This is a genomic window from Clostridioides sp. ES-S-0123-01 (genome assembly GCF_020658415.1).
In the GTDB taxonomy this organism is placed as follows: Bacteria; Bacillota; Clostridia; order Peptostreptococcales; family Peptostreptococcaceae; genus Clostridioides.
This window is the reverse complement of record NZ_JACVWD010000004.1, coordinates 98644-119696: the sequence shown is the minus strand read 5'-3', so window position 1 is coordinate 119696 and position 21053 is coordinate 98644. Positions and strand designations below refer to the sequence as shown.

The window sequence follows — 21053 nt, the reverse complement described above, 5'->3', positions numbered from 1 at the left end:
TATCATATTTAAAAAAGTTCTTATTTCTCAAGTAACACTTTAATCTTATTTAATATAACATTAGCTACTTCTTCCTTTTTCATTTTAGGGTACTCAGTAATATTTCCTTCTGTATCTATTATTTTTACAATATTAGTATCAGTTCTAAAGCCAGCTCCCTCTTTAGTTAAATCATTTGCCACAATAAAATCTAAATTTTTCTTTTCAATTTTTCCTTTGGCATGTTCTATTAAGTCATTAGTTTCAGCAGCAAATCCAACTAATATCCTATCTTCCTTTATTTTTCCTATTTCATAAGCAATGTCATAATTCCTACTTAATTCTATTGATAAATCATCATTATTCTTTTTAATTTTTTTGTCAGAATAAGTTTTTGGCTTATAATCTGCAACTGCTGCACTTTGAATTACTATTTTATTTTCTTTTAAATTTGATACTACTGCCTCATACAAATCTTGTGCTGATTCTATTTGTACAAATTTTTTAAGGTTTTGTGGAATAGAGAGATTTGTAGGACCTGATATTAATGTTACATCAGCACCTCTAGATATAGCCTCTTTAGCTATAGAATATCCCATTTTACCAGAAGACCTATTAGTTAAATATCTTACTGGGTCTATACTTTCTACAGTTGGTCCAGCTGTAACTATTATACTTTGACCTTTCAAATCTTGCTCTTTCGTAAGATTGGCTAAAACTGCCTCTACTATTAAATCTGGTTTAGCTAGTTTTCCTGCTCCAATATCTCCACATGCAAGTCTTCCACTTTCTGGTTCTATAAATTTATATCCAAATTCCTCTAAAGTTTTTATATTTTTTTGGACAATTGGATTTTCATACATATTAGTATTCATAGCTGGTGCTATTAAAACTTGTGCTTTTGTTGCCATAACAGTAGTTGTTAGCATATCATCAGCTATACCATTTGCAATTTTTCCTATAACATTTGCAGTTGCTGGTACTATTAGAAACAAATCTGCCTTTTTTGCTAATGATATATGTTCAACTTCCCAAGATTTTGGTTCTTCAAACATATCTTCTACTACATAATTTTGACTTAGTGATTGAAGTGTAAGTGGTCTAACAAATTCTGTTGCTGATTTTGTCATTATAACATGGATATTTGCATTTAATTTTTTTAATTTACTTACAACATCACAAGCCTTGTATGCAGCTATTCCGCCGCTTATGCCAATTACAACAGTCTTATTTTTTAGCATGACCTTACTCCTCTTCTGAAATTTGTTGATGTTGCTCAGCGTAGTGTCTAGCTTCTTCTATCTCTATTTCTTCTTCTGTCAATAATCTATATGTTATTTTTCCACTTGCAACTTCCTTAGTAGCTACACATACAGGTTTTTCCTTAGCTTTGTTTGGAACATATGGTTCGTCTCCATCAATTAACTTTCTTGCTCTCTTTGAAACAGTCCCTACTAAGTAATATCTGTTGTCTATTTTTTCTAGTACCTCATTGATAGATGGTTTTAACATAATTATAATTCCTCCTTAAATTTCTCTATTATAATATTTTTATATCTGCTAACTTTATTCTTTTCAGATGATATTATACCTTCTATTTCTTTAGCAGATGTTTTCACATCTTCATTAAATATAAAATAATCATAATCCTTAATCATTTTTATTTCTTCATATGCACAACTAAATCTCTTTTCTATTTCTTCTTCTGTCTCTGTACCTCTTCCAACAATTCTATTTTTTAACTCTTCAAGTGATGGAGGTAATACAAATATAAATACTCCTTCTGGACAAACCTCTTTTATTTGTTTTGCTCCTTGCATTTCAATTTCTAGTAGCACATCCTGTCCTTTTTCTAAACATTCCATTATTGCTGCTTTTGGAGTTCCATAAAAATTATCATAAATTTGAGCATACTCCAAAAACTCACCTTTTCCTATCATATCTTCAAACTTTTCTTTACTTATGAAGAAATAATTTACTCCATCAACTTCTCCTGCTCTTGGTTTTCTTGTAGTAGCTGATACAGAAAGTTTTATTGTATCATTCTCTCTAAGTAATTCTTTGCAAATAGTACCTTTTCCTGCACCTGATGGACCTGATACAACTAGCAATAATCCTTTTTTTGTAAACATTTAAATATTCCCCTTCTAATATTGTATTCTTACTCTATGTTTTGTATTTGTTCTCTTATTTTTTCTAACTCACTTTTCACTTCTACTACTAAATTAGTTATATTTATATCAGATGATTTTGAACCTATTGTATTAGTTTCTCTGTTCATCTCCTGTATTAAGAAATCAATTTTTCTACCTATAGAATCGTCTTTAAATATAGTTTTTTTAAGCTGACCAATATGACTTTTAAACCTAACTATCTCTTCTGTTATACTACTTTTATCTGCATATATTGCAACTTCTTGTGCTAACCTATTTTCATCTATTATACTTGGGTCTTCTAGCATTTCACTTATTCTTGAATTTAGTTTTTCTCTATAGTCTTCTACAACACTACTTGAATATTTTTCAATTTCTTCTATATGATTTTTTAATAAGTCACATCTCATGGTAATATCTTCAGCTAATTTTTTACCTTCTTCACTTCTCATTTCTCTTAGTTTTATCATTGCATCTTCTACAGCTTGATTTAACATCGACCATAGTAAATCTTCATCTTCATCTTTTTCTTCTATTTTTATAATATCAGGAAATCTTGCAACATTCATAACACTAATATCATCTATAATATCAAATTTGTCTTTTATTTCCTTTAAGATATCTATATATTGAGATGCTAATCCTTCATCAAAATTTAAGTTTACATCTTCTTTACCTAATAAGTCAAATTTTATGTATAAATCAACTCTTCCTCTTTTTACATAGTTTTTTACTAAATTTCTAACTTTATCCTCTAAAAATGAAATTTTTCTTGGAAGACGTATATTTATATCTGAATATTTATGATTTATTGTTTTACATTCTACTAAAAAATAATAGTTGTCGTCTTTGTATTCTCCTCTTCCGAAACCAGTCATACTTATAGCCATTACCTAAACCTCCAAAACACCTTCACATATTTTTACTGCTGGACCTGTCATATAAGAAAACTCTCCTATATCTATTCGTACTGTTCCACCTTGAGAAGTCACATTTACACTATTTTCTACCATATCAAGTAAATTACATACTATTGCTGATGCAGTCATACCTGTTCCACATCCTAAAGTATATCCACAACCTCTTTCCCAAGTATAGACATGTATATTATACTTATCTTCTACTTTTACAAAATTTACATTCGTTTTTTTCGGAAATATTTTATTATTTTCAATCTCTTTTCCATATTTACAAACTTCATCTACATTTAATTCATCCACTATAACCACAGTGTGAGGAACCCCCATCAACATAGATGTAATCTTAAACTCTTTATCTAAAACTTTTATATTTTCTTGTACAAAACGTTCTTCGTCAGTTAACACAGGAACATCTTTAGCTAAAAAACTTCCTTTTCCCATATTAACTTTTATAGTATTTATTTCTCCATTTATAGTGTTTATTTTTATATTTTTTACACCATCTAGTGTATCTACTGTAAAGTTTTCTTTTTTAACTATGCCATTATCATAAACAAACTTACAAAAACATCTAAGTCCATTTCCACACATAGCTGCTCTTGAACCATCAGAATTATAATACACCATTTCTACATCTGCAATTTCTGAATTTTTTACAACTAGTAACCCATCCGCACCTACAGAAAATCTTCTATGGCATACTTTTTTTGCTAAAACAGTATAATTTGATGAATCTATTTGGTCAAATCTTCCATCTATTGCAATAAAATCATTGCCTATTCCATGTAGTTTCCAAAATTTCATAAGTATCGCTCCTTTGTAAATTAACACTTAAACTATTATAACATAAAAAAATTCCCATAAACTTATAATTTATGGGAAAAGTTTTGTAATGACAACTATAATTTGAGGATGTGAGGGAGAGTTGCCATTACAATTAGGGTAATTATATTATGTTTTTAAGCTAGTTCTTTCTATATTTATATAATAATATTTCTATATGAATTTTATGTATAGTTTATTTAAACTGTATATGAATTTTTTAAATAAAATATTTAGCATCTTCTATTTAGTTTTTTGAACATACCTAATTAGCATACACCTATTAATTCTTTAAGTGTTTTTAAAACATAATCTAAATCTTCTCTAGTAATATCTACATGAGTTACAAATCTATACTCCCCATTTTCCATTTTATTGATTTTTATATTTCTTTCAAAAAACTCTTTTATTAAAACATCTTCTCTTATTACATCTTCACTCATTTTAAAGAATACCATACTCAGGTCTGGACTAGTGTTATTTACTTCAATTCCTTCAATTTTATCCAACTCACAAGCTAAATATTTTGCATTATCATGGTCCTCATTTAATCTCAGTGTCATTTTTTCAATGGCAATTATACCAGCTGCTGCAACTATACCAACTTGTCTCATGCCTCCACCCATAACTTTTTGCTTTCTTCTAGCTTTTGCTATAAATTCTTTACTTCCAGCAAGAATAGAACCCATTGGTGCAGCTAAACCTTTTGATACACAGAACATAACACTGTCACAACATTGTGCAATTTCTTTAGCTTCTACACCTAAAGTTAATGCTGCATTGAATAATCTCGCTCCATCTAAATGCACTGGTAAATTGTGTTTTTCAGCTATTTTTTTAATTTCTTTTAAATTGTCAAGGCTTACAACAGTTCCACCTGAATATGCATTTTCTACACATATAAGACCTGTTTGTGGTTCATGTATATCATCTCTCCTAATTGCCTTCTCAACAAGCTCAGGATTAAGAGCTCCACTTTCATCTTCATCTATAGTTCTAAGTTGAACTCCAGCTATTACAGCAGGTGCTCCAACTTCATGAGTCACAATATGATACCCTTTACCAATAATGATTTCTTGACCTCTTAGGCAGTGAGTAAACAAAGCTAACTGATTTCCAAAAGTTCCACTTGGAAGGAAAATAGCATCTTCTTTTCCAACTTTAGCTGCTGCTAATTCTTCAAGTTTATTTACAGTAGGGTCATCTCTAAAGATTGAATCTCCAACAGGAGCCTTTGCCATGGCTTCTCTCATTTCATCAGTAGGCATAGTAACAGTATCACTTCTTAAATCAATAAATTTCATTTTTTCAACCTTCTTTCATATTCATATACTATACAGCTTTAATATTTATTTAGCTTTGTAAAGTTTATATACTTTTATAAGTTATTCTTTACACACTAATTATACTACATTTGTTTTATATTTAAGCAAATTTAAATTATTAATTTAAAAATATACTTCCTATTCTCTTGTGAGTATATCCTGTAAGTATAAATAATTATAAAATTTACACATTAATCCATGTTGTTTAAATTCCCCCTAGTCATAGAGCATATATTATGTGTATAATTAATTTACTGACTTATTTTGGTCAAAGAAAGGGGTGCTATACATGGCATTAGATGGATTAGTTATACATTCAATAGTAGATGAATTATCATCAAAGCTTACAGGTGGAAAAATAGATAAGATTCATCAACCTGAAGATGATGAAGTAATTTTTAATATAAGAAACAACAAAGAAAATTTTAGATTGGTTTTAAGTGCAAGTGCTTCAAATCCTAGGGTTTATTTAACAAGCAATTATAAAAAAGAAAATCCGCTAAAGGCGCCTATGTTTTGTATGTTGCTTCGAAAATATATACAAGGTGGAAATATTATAGAAATTTCTCAAATTGGTTTTGAAAGAATAATAAAAATCAGTGTTGAATCTTTAGATGAATTAAAAGAAAAGACAATCAAAAATATTATAATTGAAATTATGGGAAGACATAGTAATATAATAGTAACTCATAATGAAGATGATAAAATTATAGATTCTATAAAAAGAGTGCCTTTTAGTATAAGTAGAGTTCGTCAGGTTTTACCTGGACATAGTTACTCATTGCCACCAAAGCAAGATAAACTTAACCCTCTTGATAATATATCTAAAGATTCGTTTATTAACAATCTAAATGAATTTGATGGACCTATTTTTAAGTCTATATATTCTAAATTTTTAGGTATAAGCCCTACTATCGCCAAAGAAATTTGTTATAGAGCAGATGTAAATCAAAACGCTATTAGCAAAGATATATCTAGTCAACAGTTTGATTCTTTATACAAAGAATTTTGTAGTTTATTTAATGATATAAATTCTAATAAGTTTTCACCTTGTATTGTTATAGATAAAAAATTAGATAAAGTCGTTGATTTCAGTTGTGTCAATCTTACATTGTTTAATGATTTATCATATATCAATAAAGAAAGCATCTCTAATATACTAGAGGATTTCTACAGAACTAAAGATATTAAAGATAGAATCAATCAACGTTCATCTGACTTAAAGAAAAGCATATCTGTTAAACTGGATAGACTTTATAACAAACTTAGAAAACAAGAAGAAGAATTATTAGAGTCTGAAAATGCAGATATTTATAAAGTAAAGGGTGAACTAATTACATCTTATATATATATGGTAGAAAAAGGGATGGAAAGTGTTGATGTTGCCAACTTCTATGATGAAGAGTGTAAAAATGTAACAATAGAATTAAATAAAAATTTGACTCCATCTGAAAACGCTCAAAAATATTTTAAAAAGTATACTAAAATGAAACATGCCAAAGTTGAAATATCTCACCAAATTTCATTAAACAAAGAAGAAATAGATTACTTAGAAAACATAATTTTGAGTATTGAAAACTGTGAAAATTTGGCTGAATTACAAGATATAAAAGAAGAACTTGGTAAAGTTGGATATATCAAAGCCCAAAAGAAAAGTAGTAAAAAAGACACTATTCCTTCTACAAAACCTCATGAATTTATTTCTTCTGATGGATTTAAAATCTTGGTTGGAAAAAATAACAAACAAAATGATTATCTTACATTAAGACTTGCTGATAATGATGACTTATGGATGCATACAAAAAATATTCCAGGTTCTCATGTAATAATAAAATGTGCTGGTAAAGAAATTACTGATAATACTATATTTGAAGGAGCTATGTTAGCTGCATTCTTTAGCAAATCAAAGATTTCTTCTCAAGTACCTGTGGACTACACAAAGAAAAAAAATGTAAAGAAACCTAGTGGTTCTAAACCTGGCATGGTTATCTATGAAACTAATAGTACTATTTATGTTACTCCTGAAGAAGAAATGGTAGCTAAGCTTAAAATTAAATCCGAATAAAATATATCTCATAGATATAAAAATTTCTGACTGGTAAATAATAATATATTTATCATATTAACTAAAAGTAGTGGCATTCTTATTGTACAAGAATGCCACTTTTAAATTTGTTTATTTTTAGTTTTTTAATAATCAATACTTATATTTAAATTGATTAATTTCTATTTTTATAAAAAAACAACGATTAGTTTAATTTTGAACATTATTTTTTATACGTCTAATTTTTTCTAATAGCTCATTATATTCTAATTCATAACACTCTTTTTTTGCATTATCTTTTTCTATTGACAGCATAGATATAATGTTTGTAAGTCTATTTTCTAATACTAAAAGATTTTCTTGTTTAACTTTACTTTCTCTACTAGAAGTTTTTTTATTTCTACTAATGATATAATCACTATAGTTACAATCAAACTCCTTTATATTCTTATCTTTTATTTCTAAAAAATAGTCACAAATATGAGATATAAATACTCTATCATGAGATACTATAAGCATAGTTTTATCAGTATTTATCAATGCTTTTTCCAATGCTTCCATAGATTTTATATCCAAGTAATTAGTTGGCTCATCAAGAACTAAAAAATTATTATCTTCTAGTATTATTTTGCATAAAGCTATCTTTACTTTTTCACCCCCACTAAGAACTTTAACTTTTTTATAAACAGTATCACCTTTAAATCCAAATAAATTTAAATTTATTCTTATAAAAGACTCAGCAAATGAACTATTTGCTTTGATATTGTACAAAATACTCTTTTCCTCATCTAACAAATCTTGATTTTGGTCAAAATAACCTATCTTTACTTTGTTATTTATCCTTATACAATCATTTTTATTACTAAGTATTTCTTTTATCAGAGTACTTTTTCCACATCCATTATCGCCTAATAAAGCTATTTTCTTACCTCTTTTTACCTTGAAAGAAATATTATCTAGTAAAAGCTTTTTTCCCACATTTAAACTTAAATCCTTTAATTCCACTAAGTTTTTGCTGATTATTTCCATACCATCCTGTATTTTAATATTCATATTTGTACAAACTTTAGGCTTATCCTTTACTTCCAATTTCTCAATTCTACTTTTTAATGCTTTTACACTTGAATCTATTTTTTTCTTATTTGTTTGACCACCCATTTTATGGAGTCTAGCTTCTGAATTCCCCATTCGTTTTGGAGTCTTCCTTATACCATCACTTAAAGCTTTTTTGCCTAAAAGAGCTTTCTCCAATCTTTTTTTTTCATTTATATATTCATGATATTCAAAGTCAGATCTTTTTGTATCCGCATCCTTTTGTTCTAAATAATCAGTGTAATTACCTTTATAAACTTTTAATTTGCCACCTTCCAATTCCAATATAGTTGTACATAATTCATCTAAAAAACGTCTGTCATGAGATATTAATAATAATGCTCCTTTATGTCTCTTAAACATATTTTCCAAAATATCTATACTCTTTTTATCTAAATTTGAAGTTGGTTCATCTGCTATTATTATATTTTTCTTATTATTCAGTGCATCTGCTATCTTTAGCTTAACTTTTTCTCCTCCAGATAAATAATCTTCAAATTTATCTGGCGCATTTAATAGACTTTTTTCTTTACTATCATTACATTTTTCAATATTATTTTCACTCTGACTTATATATGAATAGCTATCTGTAAGATAAACACAACCTTCATCAATTTCTATTTCACCCAATATTGCTTTTAATAAAGTTGTTTTTCCCTGACCATTTGAACCCACTAAACCTATTCTCTCATTCTCTAATATTTCAAGTTTATCTATATCCAAAATTAATTTATCAGCATAATATTTTTTTAAATTTTCTACTTTTATTAACATCATAAAAAAATCCCTCCCTGGTATACTTAAATATAAGGAGAGATTTACATAAATAGGCACAATAACTAAACGTATAGACTATAATCTACTCTCCTTAATTTAAGCATTATAAATAAAGCCACCAATATAGGCTTTTCAAAATTTACAATACTTTAAATTATAAAAAATAGATTATATTCTCATCTTCCCAGTTACCTTACCCTTTCTTTTATTTATTTTTAATCATTATATCAACATTGATTGCCAATGTCTATAAAAAATTGATAATTTAAAATAATATATACTTAATTAATTATTATTTTTCAACTTTAAAATCTTGATTATTCAATATTCTATTTAGTACAATACCTACAATCGCAGCCAAACTAAGACCAGTTATCTTTACAGTACTTGTTATAGGAATTCCTATAGAAATCCCTTTATTAGATAAGTAAGTTGTTCCAAGACCTATCAATAATATAACTGCTATTATCAATATATTTACTTTACTTTCTACACAAGAACTATCTTTTATAGTTTTTAATCCAACATAAGTTATCATTGAAAATAACATTATACTGATTCCACCCATAACTGAACCTGGTATACTTTGAAGAAATCCTCCAAACTTTCCTACACATGCAAGCAATATAGCAAATACTGCTGTACGTCTAAGTATTGAAGGGTCATAGTTTTTAGTTATCGCCAGTACTGCTGTGTTTTCCCCATAAGTAGTGTTAGCTGGTCCACCTAAGCATCCTGCTACTATAGTTGCAAATCCATCACCAAGTAATGTTCTGTTTAATCCTGGATTCTCTATAAAGTTTTTTCCTACAACAGCACCATTAGTAGTCATATCTCCTATATGCTCCATAAATACAGCTAAAACAACTGGAGATATAATCACAATTGCTCCTAAGCTAAATTTAGGAATTGTAAAGTCAGGTATAGCAAGTAAACTTGCTTCTGTAATTGTAGTTATGTCTACTAATCCTAGTACCAAACATATTATATATCCAGAAAAAACAGCTATTAATATACCTAATTGTTTTATAAATCCTCTACCAAACTTATTAGTCAAAATTGCTATTGCTAAAGTCAAAAAAGCTATTATAAAATTAGCTGAAGCCATATTAAAAGCTGTTGGTAATAAATTCAAACCTATAACTGCTATCATAGCTCCTGTAACTTGTGCTGGAAAATATAACTTAATTTTATCCACCCCAACTAATTTTACTATAATTGACATTATAATATAAATTAATCCTGCTACTATTATACCACCCTGAGCATATGCCAAATCTCCTCCATAAGCTTCTTTAGCTGCTAGTATAACAGGAATAAAAGCAAAACTTGAACCTAAAAATGCAGGTACTTTTCCTTCTGTACAAAAATGAAATATCAATGTACCAACACCAGCGCAAAAAATTGCAACTGATGGATTAAAGCCTGTTAAAATGGGAACTAATACTGTCGCTCCAAACATGGCCAATAAATGTTGTAAAGACATTATCGTTTTTTTCATAAAAACCTCCAAAAATTATTATATATGAATAAATCCTTTGTTCAATTAATATCTTTTAATTAATTATAATTCCCTAGATTCTATTTTTTAATCTCTATATACTTACTGTACAAACTATCATTTTTTTACATTTTACGACATTGAAAACCAAAATAAAGGAGAATAGAGACTACATTAATATACACATTAATAAACTTGTATTATTTATTTTGTGCAATATATGTAAGCTTTATCCTCCTCCATGACTATACAATGCTGAGCTTTTATATAATATTAAAAAACCACTATTCTTTGATTGTAACTGAATCTTCTCCATCAATTTCTAATAAACTAACAGATATAATTTCATGTCTTGAAGTAGGGACATTTTTTCCTACATAATCTGCTCTTATAGGCAATTCTCTATGTCCTCTGTCCACTAATACTGCTAATTGTATTGATTTAGGTCTTCCTATATCAATAATAGCATCAAGTGCTGCTCTTACAGTTCTTCCTGTATATAACACATCATCAACTAAAACTACTGTTTTATCATCTACATTAAAATCTAGATATGTTCCTTTGACTACTGGTTCAACATTAATTTTTTCTAAGTCATCTCTATAAAGTGTTATATCAATATCACCAGTATCTACTTTTGTTCCTTCTATTTGTTCTATTTTTTTAGATATTCTATTTGCGATTGGTACACCTCTAGTCTTTATTCCAACTAAAACTAGGTTTTCTACACCTTTATTTCTTTCAATTATCTCATGACTTATCCTAGTAATTGCTCTTGCTATAGCCTTTTCATCCATTAATTGAGCTTTTTCTACCATATCATAACTATTGTCAAAAAAATATATTCTCTTTTATTTTGACAAATCTACTCCTCTCTCTTAAATTTTTATAGAACCACTTTATTAAAATTTTCAATTTAAACAACAAAAAACTTCTCATCACAAGACAAGAAGCTTTTATATAAAAAAATATATAGTCTAATTCAGCAATTGTCTTACGATATCTCTGTATCGTTTAAAGATAATTTTTATACTCCATTAACTCAAATTATATATTTATATTTCAAATTTTTCAAGCTTTTTTAATCAAAATACTTTAATATAAAATATTTTAGCTAAACTTCACTAATTTTATCACTTGTATAAATCTAATTAGATGATTTATAATATCATACAAACTTTTATTTAATTTTTCTAAGAACTTCCTTAAAGTATTCTGGTAATTCTGAATCAAATTCAATATATTCCTTAGTGGTAGGATGTATAAATCCCAATTTCTTAGCATGTAAAGTTTGTCCCTTTAGTTTAAACTTATTTTCTTTAGGTCCATATACACTATCACCTAAAAGCGGATGATTTATAGATGAGGCATGAACTCTTATTTGATGAGTTCTACCAGTTTCAAGTCTAGCTCTCATATGAGTAAATTTATCAAATCTGTCTACCACTTCAAAATGAGTTACTGCATTTCTTCCATCTTTTACTACAGCCATTTTTAATCTATCCTTAGGATTTCTTCCTATTGGTTTGTCTACAGTTATTTTATCTTCTTTAACTACACCATAACATATAAATTCATACTCCCTAGTTATAGAATGCTCTTTTAATTGTTCTGCTAAAAAATTATGTGCATAATTATTTTTAGCTACCATAAGAAGACCAGAAGTATCTTTGTCTATTCTATGAACTATACCAGGTCTAATAACACCATTTATTGATGATAACTTATCTTTACAATGATACAAAATTCCATTTACCAATGTATTTTCATAATTTCCAGGAGCAGGGTGAACAACCATATCCTGAGACTTGTTAATTATTAAAATATCATCATCTTCAAATACAATATCTATTGGTATATTTTGAGCTACAACCTCTAGAACTTTAGGTTCTGGTATTTCTATAATAATCTTATCTTCTTCTTTAACTAAATATTTTGCTTTTTCTACTTTATTATTAACTTTTACTTTACCATCTTTTATAATTTTTTGTATGTAGCTTCTTGACATATCTCCTAATTGTTCTGCTAGATAAACATCAAGTCTAACCTCTTCTTCCTCTTCAAGCACTAAAAACTCTCTTACATTCTCCATCAAATCACCTACTTTTACTTTCAAAAAATAAAACATATATACATAAAAATACAGTTCCTACAACTACAAATACATCAGCTACATTAAATACATACTCCCATATAATCCTAAAGTCAAAATAATCTACTACAAACCCTAATCTAACTCTATCAATTAGATTTCCTAATGCACCAGATATTATTAATATGATTCCCAACTTTCCAGATGTATGTACTTTTCTTGTATTGAGATAATATAACCCAAATACTGTTGCAATTAGTGCAACTATTATAAATATCCATTGATTATTTTGTAATAGTCCAAATGCTGCACCTCTATTTTCAACATAAGTTAGATGAAATACATTCTTTATTATTGGTATTGTAGATACATTCACCAAATTATTTAACACCCATAGTTTAGACAATTGGTCTAATCCTATAAGCAGAATTATTATTAACACATATAACAATGATTTTTCCCCCTATAAATTATTTAAAAATCAATTTTGATTGAAATTCACTATTACCATTATACAAAAAAAATACTATAAAGAGCAACTCTGTTAAAATTGAATTTTTTAGTAAAACTAATCAAAAATAATATTAACCCTTCTATATTATAAATTGCTACAAATTTAAAATTACATTATTATGTATAAAAAATTTCAAAATACTCTATTATTCAATACTTTTTGTGTATTTTATAGCTTAAAGATTAATGATGCTTGTATTTTAGATTTACAAGCATCATTAGTCTTTAAACAAATATCTTTTATTTTTGTACTTGTTGATTTTTATCTAAATGTTGTATAAGTTCAGATACTGTTACAAATTTATACCCTTTTTCTTTTAACTTGGGAATTACTACTTCCAAAGCCTGTATAGTCTGTGACTTATTGTTTCTTTTATTATTATAATCATGTAAAAGTATTATATTTCCATTTTGTACTTTTGTAAGAATGGTATTAATAATACTATCAACGCCAGGATTTGACCAATCTCTAGGGTCCAAGTTTGACCAAAGAATTATATTCATACCTTTAGAAACTATAATATCACATACACTTTTGCTCATAGCTCTATATGGAGGTCTAAATATTTTGGGCTCTACTCCAATTACACTCTTTACAGCATTTTGTGTATCTGTTATTTCTTTTTCTACTTTATTATAACTATTTTTTTCAACATTTATATGTGTAAATGTATGATTACCTATCTCATGCCCTTCCTCATACTGTCTTTTTAGTAATTCCTTGTTATATGCAACTTTTTCTCCAACCACAAAAAAAGTTGCTTTTACATTATTTTTCTTTAGTATATCAAGTACTTGTGGTGTAAAGTCTTCATCTGGCCCATCATCAAAAGTCAATGCTAAAATTTTTTCGTCCTCATTTCCTTGCTTGATTATTACATCTTCATAATCGTTCTTTATATTGTCATTTAGACTATAAGCTTCTTTTACGCTATTTTGATTATGTGTATTATGACTATATGTATATACGCCTACTATTGATAATACACATATACATATACCCCACATTACTTTTTTCATGTCATTACCTCTTTTCTTAATTCGTTCTAACAATATATGATGTCAATTTTTTAATCTCTTAATGTTCCGTTTTTGTTTAAATCAGTTAAATTTGTTAGGTCTGTTGAATAAAAATTAGAATCCTCCACTTCAGGAGTTTCACTTGCGTGTCCTAATAAATCCTCTTCTTTTTTTGCACACTCATTGCATAAATTTGTATCAGGTAGTATATCCAATCTTTCTAAATCTATTTTATTATGACATAAATCACAAAGTCCGTATGTCCCATTTTCTATTTTAGATAATGCCATATCTATTTGATACAATCTACCTTCTTCATGATTTATTAAACTATTTTGCATATTTTGCATATATAAATCTGTTCCCATATCTCCTATATGATTATCATAACTAGATAACTCTCCTGATGAATACTTTTCACTGGTATGTTTATTTGTATCTCCAAATAAAGTATTGTCTTTCATATCTCCCACTAAATTAGTCAAATTTGCTCTTTCTTTCAATAATTTATCTTTGTATTTTTTAGTATCCATTTTTAACACCTCTAATTTTAATATTTATATCATAAAAATAGTATGTGGAAAACTAAATTAAAAATACAATAAAAAGTAAGATTTGATTTTTTCAAAAAAAATTGTAGGCAAATTTTAAATTCACCTACAAATTTTTAAAACACATTTAAATGTTATATTTTTATTTTTTATAATAATTATATTAACTTGCTAATTTATGAGTATTTTGTTCTTTTATATCTTTAGCTTTTTTAAAGAATAAAATACCAAGAATTATTGCAACAGCAACACCTATTCCATTAGATATATTTACTGGTAGTCTAAAACCTTCTTTTGCCTGCATTATATAACTAAATGTTACTACAGTCATAAAAAGCGCTGGCAATGTAGTTATGTAGTGGTTTTTATTTGCTTTAACCAAATATGCAGAACCAGTCCATAACATTATCATAGCAAGTGTTTGATTTGCCCAAGAGAAGTATCTCCAAATTATATTAAAATCTATAAATGTAAGAGCAACACCTACTGCAAATAGTGGTAAAGCTATTAAAAATCTATTTTTAACTGCATCTTGATTGTAGTTCATTGCATCAGCTATTGTTAATCTAGCACTTCTAAATGCTGTATCACCTGAAGTTATAGGACATGCTACAACACCAAGTATAGCCAAAGCTCCTCCAATAGGCCCCATCAATCCAACAGATACTGTATTAACAACAGTAGCTGCTCCACCATCATTAAATATTACATTAAGTTGAGGTATACCATGGAAGTATGACATAGCTGCTGCTGCCCAAACTAAAGCTATTATTCCTTCTGCAACCATTGAACCATAAAATACTGGTCTTGCTTCACTTTCTCTTTCAACACATCTTGCCATAAGTGGTGATTGTGTTGCATGAAAACCTGATATTGCCCCACATGCTATTGTTATAAATAAATATGGGAATAGGGGTGTTCCATTTGGATTCATATTTTGTAAATTTATATTTGGTATGTTATATCCCTTTATTATTAATCCTCCTGCTACACCTACTGCCATAATTAATAAAGCTGCTCCAAATAAAGGATATATTTTTCCAATTAACTTATCTATTGGCAAAACAGTAGCCATTATATAATAAAGAATTATTACTCCAACCCATATTTGTGTATTTACTCCTGTTAATGTTTTTAGTAATCCTGCTGGACCTGTTATAAAAACAACTCCAACCAATACCAAAAGAATAACGCTAAATATTCTCATTGCTATTTTTGCACTATTGCCTAAGTAAAGACCTACTAACTCTGATGCAGATGTACCTTTATTCTTCATAGATAAATATCCAGAAGCAAAGTCATGTACACCACCTGCAAAAATTGTCCCAAATACTATCCATAAAAATGCTGATGGCCCAAATAATGCACCTTGTATAGCACCAAATATAGGACCTAAACCTGCGATATTTAAGAATTGAATTAAGAAAATTCTTTTCCATTTCATTGGAACATAATCTACACCATCTCTACAAGCTATAGCTGGAGTTTGATTTTTATCATTAATTCCAAAAACCTTTTCTACAAAAGTACCATAAATAAAATAACCTACTATAAGTACCACCATTGAACCTAAAAAACTTACCATAAATTCATCCCCTTAGTTTTTTTATAATTGCTTTATAAATTTTTATAAGTTTAAGAAAACTATTTCCAGTTCAAATAGTAATACTTTTTTGTACTAATATAAATGTTAATCACATTAAGTGCATATTTAAATACATGAAATGACTTTATATGTGCATTAATAGCCTAAATTCTTTTATTCTACTTCTACTTACAGTTACTTCATAATCACTATCTTTTAACTTCAATATGTATGTGTTATTAAACCATGGGATAATTTCTTTTACTTTAGTTAAATTTACTATGTAAGACCTGTGTGTTCTAAAAAAAGTTTTATCATTTATTATGTTTTCTACTTCTGATATACCCTCTTTTAGTATAAATGTTTCCTTTTCAGTATATATAAATGTCTGTCTTTCATTAGCCTCACAGTAATATATATCATCAATATCTATTACAACCAATTTATCACCTTTCCAAAGGCTAATTTTATGTGTTATTTCCTCTATATTTTGATTTATTATACATTTTTTATCACTAGATATATAATTATTATCACTAGATATTTCACTACTATTTGTTTCACTTTTCTCTAACTTATCCAACATTGATGTAATCCTATCCTCAGAATAAGGCTTAAGTACATAGTCAAATACACCTAATGAAAAAGCATCTACTGCATAATTTTCATATGCTGTTATAAATACTATTTTAGGTCTTGCTTTAAATTGATTTAATGTTTTTGCAAGTAACATTCCATCAAGATGAGGTATATTTATGTCCAAAAAAATTACATCTATTTTATTTTCTTGAATAAAATCTAGTACTTCTATGCCATTAGTAAATTCACTTACTACCTCAATCTCGCTTTTATTTTCAATAAAATATCTCAATTCTTTTCTTGCTGGAAACTCATCCTCAACTATTATTGCTTTCATATTCTTACTCCTTTACGTAAAACATAATTAAAGTTCCTTTATCAGTTCTTCTCATATTAAGACCACTTCCATACATTAGCTTAAGTCTTAAATGAACATTATAAAGTCCAATCTTATTTTCTGGCATATTATCTTGATATACATTATTTATAACTTCTTCACTTATACCTATACCATTATCCTCAATCGATATTCTAATAGTATTTTCTAATGAATGTTGTAATTTTTTTATAGATATTTTTACCACACCAGCTCTTCCACTTTCCAAAACTCCATGTATAATTGCATTCTCTACTATTGGTTGTATAATTAAACTTGGAATTTTTATATTTACATCATCTATATCATAAATTATAGTTAATAAATCTCCAAATCTAGCCTTTTCTATTTCTACAAAAGATTTAACTTGCTCAATCTCTTTATTTATGTCTATCAAGTTATCACTATATTCAAGATTGTATCTCAAGTAAGTTGATAAATTTATTATGAGTTCTCTAGCTTTATCTGGATTAAATCTTATAAAGGATGCTATTGTATTTAGAGAATTAAATAAAAAATGCGGATTAATTTGCCTTTGAAGTGCTTTTATTTCTGCTTTATTTCTTGCTTCTATATCCTTTTTATCTTTTTCAATTCCCTCAACTATAGATATAACAAATCCTATACCAATTTGTCCGACAATTAGAGGCAAGTATATTCCATTAATTATTTGAATTGCTAGAGAATGAGGCTGTGATATTAAATATATAAGTAATATAGTAAAACTTTCAGAAATCATACCTACTAGTATTCCATATATCACTCTATGCTTCTTTGGTATCTTCTTATACAAAAATCCTGATAACACACCTGCTAGTATACTTGATAAAAGGCATGGCATGGATGTTATACCTCCAATATCCATAAAATACCTATGTATACCTGATAGCAACCCTGCTGTAATACCTACAATTGGTCCAAATAAAACGCCTCCTGATACTATAGATATTATTCGCGTATTTACTATTGACCCCATATAATTTATGCCATTGTAAGTACCAAATATAGCTAGAAAAGTAAAAACTAAAGATATACAAATCAAATCATTTAAGCTATATTCTTCTTTTTGAAATATTTGTTTAAATGTTTTTAGCTTTGTTATTAGAAGAAATAATACTACAATAAGGCTTGTTTTTTCTATTAATGCTATTAAAATTGATGTTTTCATGTTTTTTCCTCTTATTTTTCCTATTTAAAATAATTTTTACATATGTTATTGGTATTATTTTTATGGCTTATTAAATACATAAAAAATAATTGCCTTAATTATTGTATCATATCAGTTAAACATAAAATCAAACTCATTTAATTATATATATAAATTTTTTTAAAACGTTTTTTTGATATATTATTGACAATTTTCTTTATAAGAGTTAAAATTAATTCATAAATTACATATTGAGTATAAAGTATAATGGATGTATGTTCAAGGTTAGTTCAGAAGGCTCTGGTTTTCTGATTTTTTTATGCTCAGTAGTGATATGCAAAAAAGAACAAAGTTAACGTCAGTTAACTTTTACCTTTATTCTACTTTCCCCAAAGTAAGAATAATCTAACCCCTTTGAGATGAGCAAAAGCTCATCTTTTTTTATTACAAAACTAAAGAGGATATTATCTTAATAATATCCTCTCTATTTCCTATCATATACTTTTTTAATAACTTTAAATATTTATTTACTAAAGAAGATATATAATATAATTAATATCTTCTCTCTATAAACCCAACCTTTTTATAAACTTTTCTAAGAGTTTTTCTAGCTTGCTTTTCAGCCTTTTCAGCTCCCATAGTATAGATTTTTTCTAAATAATCTTTATTATTAAGAAGGTCAACGTATTTTTCTCTTATTGGTCTTAAAGCTTCTGATACTACTTCAGCTACATCTTCTTTAAATACTCCATAACCTTTACCTTCATACATGTTTACAATTTCTTCTACACTCTTTTTACTTAAATTAGAATATATATCAAGTAAGTTTTTAATACCAGGTTGTTCATCAGTATACTTTACAACACCTAAAGAATCAGTAACACTTCTCTTAATCTTTCTCTTTATAGTATCTGAATCATCTGCCAATAATATAAATGCGTTGTCATTTGAATCAGATTTACTCATTTTCTTAGTTGGTTCTTGTAAACTCATTACTCTTGCTCCGCCTTTTGGATAGTATCCTTCTGGGACTACAAATGTAGGTGAAAATCTATTATTAAATCTATTTGCTAAATCACGAGATAGCTCTAAATGTTGTTTTTGGTCATCTCCAACTGGAACCAAATCAGCTTGATATAATAGTATATCAGCAGCCATAAGAACTGGATACGTAAATAATCCTGCATTTAGATTTGCTTCACTCTTTTGTGATTTATCTTTAAATTGAGTCATTCTACTTAATTCACCCATATAAGTCATTGTATTTAATATCCACATAAGTTCAACATGCTCTTTAACATGTGATTGTATAAATATAGTATTTTTTTCTGGATCTAATCCACAAGCTAGATATTGAGCAAGTAATTCTATAGTATTAGCTCTCAAAACTTTAGGGTCTTGAGGTACTGTTATTGCATGTAAATCAACAATACTATAATAACAATTATAATTTTCTTGAAGTTCAGTCCAGTTTTTTATAGCTCCTAAATAGTTTCCTAGAGTCATCTTACCTGATGGTTGTGCACCACTAAATATAACCTTTTTTTCACTCATATGATTTGTACCTCCTTATATATTTATATTGATTTTAACATGCTTAATACGATATCTTTAGAATTGTTGGCGGCCTCATGTACAAATACTTCATATGCAACGCCAGCACTTCCATCTGCTTTATCAGACATTGCTCTTATTATGACAAATGGAACATTATTTAAGTAACATACATGAGCTATAGCTCCACCTTCCATCTCTCCACAATACCCGCCAAAATCATTTACTAACTCTTCTTTTAATTCTTTAGAGTTTATAAATATATCTCCTGTTACTACTCTTCCTTTTAATACTTTATGCGTTTTTGTTTCTTCTACAGAAGATTTATAAGCAGCTTCTACGAGTCTTTCATCTGCTTTAAATACAGATGTTTCCATTCTTGGTATAACACCTTTAGGGTCTCCAAATGCAGTAGTATCTATATCGTATTGTATCGCATCAGTTGAAATTACTATATCATTGACATTAAGATTTTCATTTAAAGCCCCCGCAACACCTGTATTGACAATAGCATCAACTTCAAATTCACTTATTAATATTTGTGCACAAAGAGCAGAGTTAACTTTTCCTATACCACATTTTACTAAAACAACATTTTTTCCTTCTAAAGTTCCTTTATGAAATTCTAAGCTAGCTTTTTTTACAATTTCTTTAATATCCATTAAATTCACTAATATACTTACTTCTTCATCCATTGCACCTATAATTCCTATTACGTTCATCTTTCCTCCTAAATTTTATATATTAAAAAATCCGTCCTAAATCAATAGGACGGATATATTTTCCGTGGTACCACCTAAATTTATATATACTCAAAGCTGAATATATATATCTTAATATGTGCTATAACGTGCACACACGATATCAGATAATCTACAGTCTTAAACTGCATTTCACATTACTCCTCAAAGACCCATTCAATAAATACTTTTTATTAAGTTCTCAGCACCCTTAATTCTCTGTGTAAAAGTCTATTTATTTACTCTTTCTTATCCCAGGATTTAATTTATTAATTTCTTTATT

At 27.8% G+C, this 21053-nt stretch carries 19 protein-coding genes and 1 other annotated feature; of the genes, 1 reads left to right on the top strand and 18 read right to left on the bottom strand.

What is annotated here, in order from left to right; all coding sequences use genetic code 11:
• Nucleotides 1-20 precede the first annotated feature (20 nt).
• From coaBC to ltaE, 6 genes are all read right to left on the bottom strand, one after another.
• A complete protein-coding gene (gene coaBC, locus IC175_RS10470; RefSeq protein ID WP_227851495.1) occupies nucleotides 21-1220 on the bottom strand; it encodes a bifunctional phosphopantothenoylcysteine decarboxylase/phosphopantothenate--cysteine ligase CoaBC in 1200 nt (399 codons plus the stop codon).
• A gap of 4 nt (nucleotides 1221-1224) precedes the next feature.
• Nucleotides 1225-1491, bottom strand: coding sequence for a DNA-directed RNA polymerase subunit omega (gene rpoZ / locus IC175_RS10465; protein ID WP_227432471.1), 267 nt, complete (start codon nucleotides 1489-1491; stop codon nucleotides 1225-1227).
• A gap of 2 nt (nucleotides 1492-1493) precedes the next feature.
• Nucleotides 1494-2111 (bottom strand): guanylate kinase, encoded by a 618-nt coding sequence (gene gmk, locus IC175_RS10460; protein ID WP_227432470.1) that lies wholly within the window; start codon nucleotides 2109-2111, stop codon nucleotides 1494-1496.
• Between the two features lie 29 nt (nucleotides 2112-2140).
• A complete protein-coding gene (locus IC175_RS10455; protein ID WP_227482880.1) occupies nucleotides 2141-3022 on the bottom strand; it encodes a YicC/YloC family endoribonuclease in 882 nt (293 codons plus the stop codon).
• 3 nt (nucleotides 3023-3025) lie between these two features.
• Nucleotides 3026-3856 carry a diaminopimelate epimerase gene (gene dapF, locus IC175_RS10450; protein WP_227482881.1) on the bottom strand — a complete coding sequence of 277 codons (831 nt, stop codon included), beginning with the start codon at nucleotides 3854-3856 and terminating at the stop codon, nucleotides 3026-3028.
• A 287-nt stretch (nucleotides 3857-4143) separates the two neighbouring features.
• On the bottom strand, nucleotides 4144-5178 hold the full coding sequence (gene ltaE / locus IC175_RS10445; protein WP_227830781.1) for a low-specificity L-threonine aldolase: 1035 nt from the start codon (nucleotides 5176-5178) through the stop codon (nucleotides 4144-4146).
• Between the two features lie 310 nt (nucleotides 5179-5488).
• Between ltaE and IC175_RS10440 the strand changes: the two genes are divergently transcribed.
• Nucleotides 5489-7264 (top strand): NFACT family protein, encoded by a 1776-nt coding sequence (locus IC175_RS10440; protein WP_227432466.1) that lies wholly within the window; start codon nucleotides 5489-5491, stop codon nucleotides 7262-7264.
• A gap of 189 nt (nucleotides 7265-7453) precedes the next feature.
• Here IC175_RS10440 and cplR read toward each other — a convergent pair whose 3' ends face one another.
• The 12 genes from cplR to IC175_RS10380 all read right to left on the bottom strand — a co-directional run bounded on the left by cplR (nucleotide 7454) and on the right by IC175_RS10380 (nucleotide 20752).
• Nucleotides 7454-9112: an ABC-F type ribosomal protection protein CplR gene (gene cplR / locus IC175_RS10435; protein ID WP_227824208.1), complete on the bottom strand. Its 1659-nt coding sequence runs from the start codon at nucleotides 9110-9112 to the stop codon at nucleotides 7454-7456.
• 292 nt (nucleotides 9113-9404) lie between these two features.
• Complete coding sequence (locus IC175_RS10430; protein WP_227432465.1) at nucleotides 9405-10613, bottom strand: uracil-xanthine permease family protein; 1209 nt, start codon at nucleotides 10611-10613, stop codon at nucleotides 9405-9407.
• 284 nt (nucleotides 10614-10897) lie between these two features.
• Nucleotides 10898-11431, bottom strand: a complete 534-nt coding sequence (gene pyrR / locus IC175_RS10425) for a bifunctional pyr operon transcriptional regulator/uracil phosphoribosyltransferase PyrR (RefSeq protein ID WP_227432464.1) — start codon at nucleotides 11429-11431, stop codon at nucleotides 10898-10900.
• Nucleotides 11432-11793: 362 nt separating this feature from the next.
• On the bottom strand, nucleotides 11794-12741 hold the full coding sequence (locus IC175_RS10420) for an RluA family pseudouridine synthase (RefSeq protein ID WP_413927244.1): 948 nt from the start codon (nucleotides 12739-12741) through the stop codon (nucleotides 11794-11796).
• Nucleotides 12710-13156 carry a signal peptidase II gene (gene lspA, locus IC175_RS10415; protein WP_227432462.1) on the bottom strand — a complete coding sequence of 149 codons (447 nt, stop codon included), beginning with the start codon at nucleotides 13154-13156 and terminating at the stop codon, nucleotides 12710-12712. Before lspA ends, IC175_RS10420 begins: the two co-directional genes overlap by 32 nt.
• A 302-nt stretch (nucleotides 13157-13458) precedes the next feature.
• Nucleotides 13459-14238 (bottom strand): polysaccharide deacetylase family protein, encoded by a 780-nt coding sequence (locus IC175_RS10410; protein ID WP_227432461.1) that lies wholly within the window; start codon nucleotides 14236-14238, stop codon nucleotides 13459-13461.
• Between the two features lie 50 nt (nucleotides 14239-14288).
• Nucleotides 14289-14771: a TraR/DksA C4-type zinc finger protein gene (locus tag IC175_RS10405; protein ID WP_227432460.1), complete on the bottom strand. Its 483-nt coding sequence runs from the start codon at nucleotides 14769-14771 to the stop codon at nucleotides 14289-14291.
• Between the two features lie 181 nt (nucleotides 14772-14952).
• A complete protein-coding gene (locus IC175_RS10400; RefSeq protein WP_227432459.1) occupies nucleotides 14953-16374 on the bottom strand; it encodes a carbon starvation protein A in 1422 nt (473 codons plus the stop codon).
• 145 nt (nucleotides 16375-16519) lie between these two features.
• Nucleotides 16520-17290 (bottom strand): LytR/AlgR family response regulator transcription factor, encoded by a 771-nt coding sequence (locus tag IC175_RS10395; RefSeq protein WP_227432458.1) that lies wholly within the window; start codon nucleotides 17288-17290, stop codon nucleotides 16520-16522.
• 4 nt (nucleotides 17291-17294) lie between these two features.
• Nucleotides 17295-18497, bottom strand: coding sequence for a sensor histidine kinase (locus IC175_RS10390; protein WP_227432457.1), 1203 nt, complete (start codon nucleotides 18495-18497; stop codon nucleotides 17295-17297).
• Between the two features lie 531 nt (nucleotides 18498-19028).
• A complete protein-coding gene (gene trpS / locus IC175_RS10385; RefSeq protein ID WP_227482885.1) occupies nucleotides 19029-20030 on the bottom strand; it encodes a tryptophan--tRNA ligase in 1002 nt (333 codons plus the stop codon).
• A 23-nt stretch (nucleotides 20031-20053) separates the two neighbouring features.
• Complete coding sequence (locus IC175_RS10380; protein WP_227432455.1) at nucleotides 20054-20752, bottom strand: 5'-methylthioadenosine/adenosylhomocysteine nucleosidase; 699 nt, start codon at nucleotides 20750-20752, stop codon at nucleotides 20054-20056.
• Between the two features lie 42 nt (nucleotides 20753-20794).
• Nucleotides 20795-21035: a binding site (T-box leader), on the bottom strand.
• Nucleotides 21036-21053 lie beyond the last annotated feature (18 nt).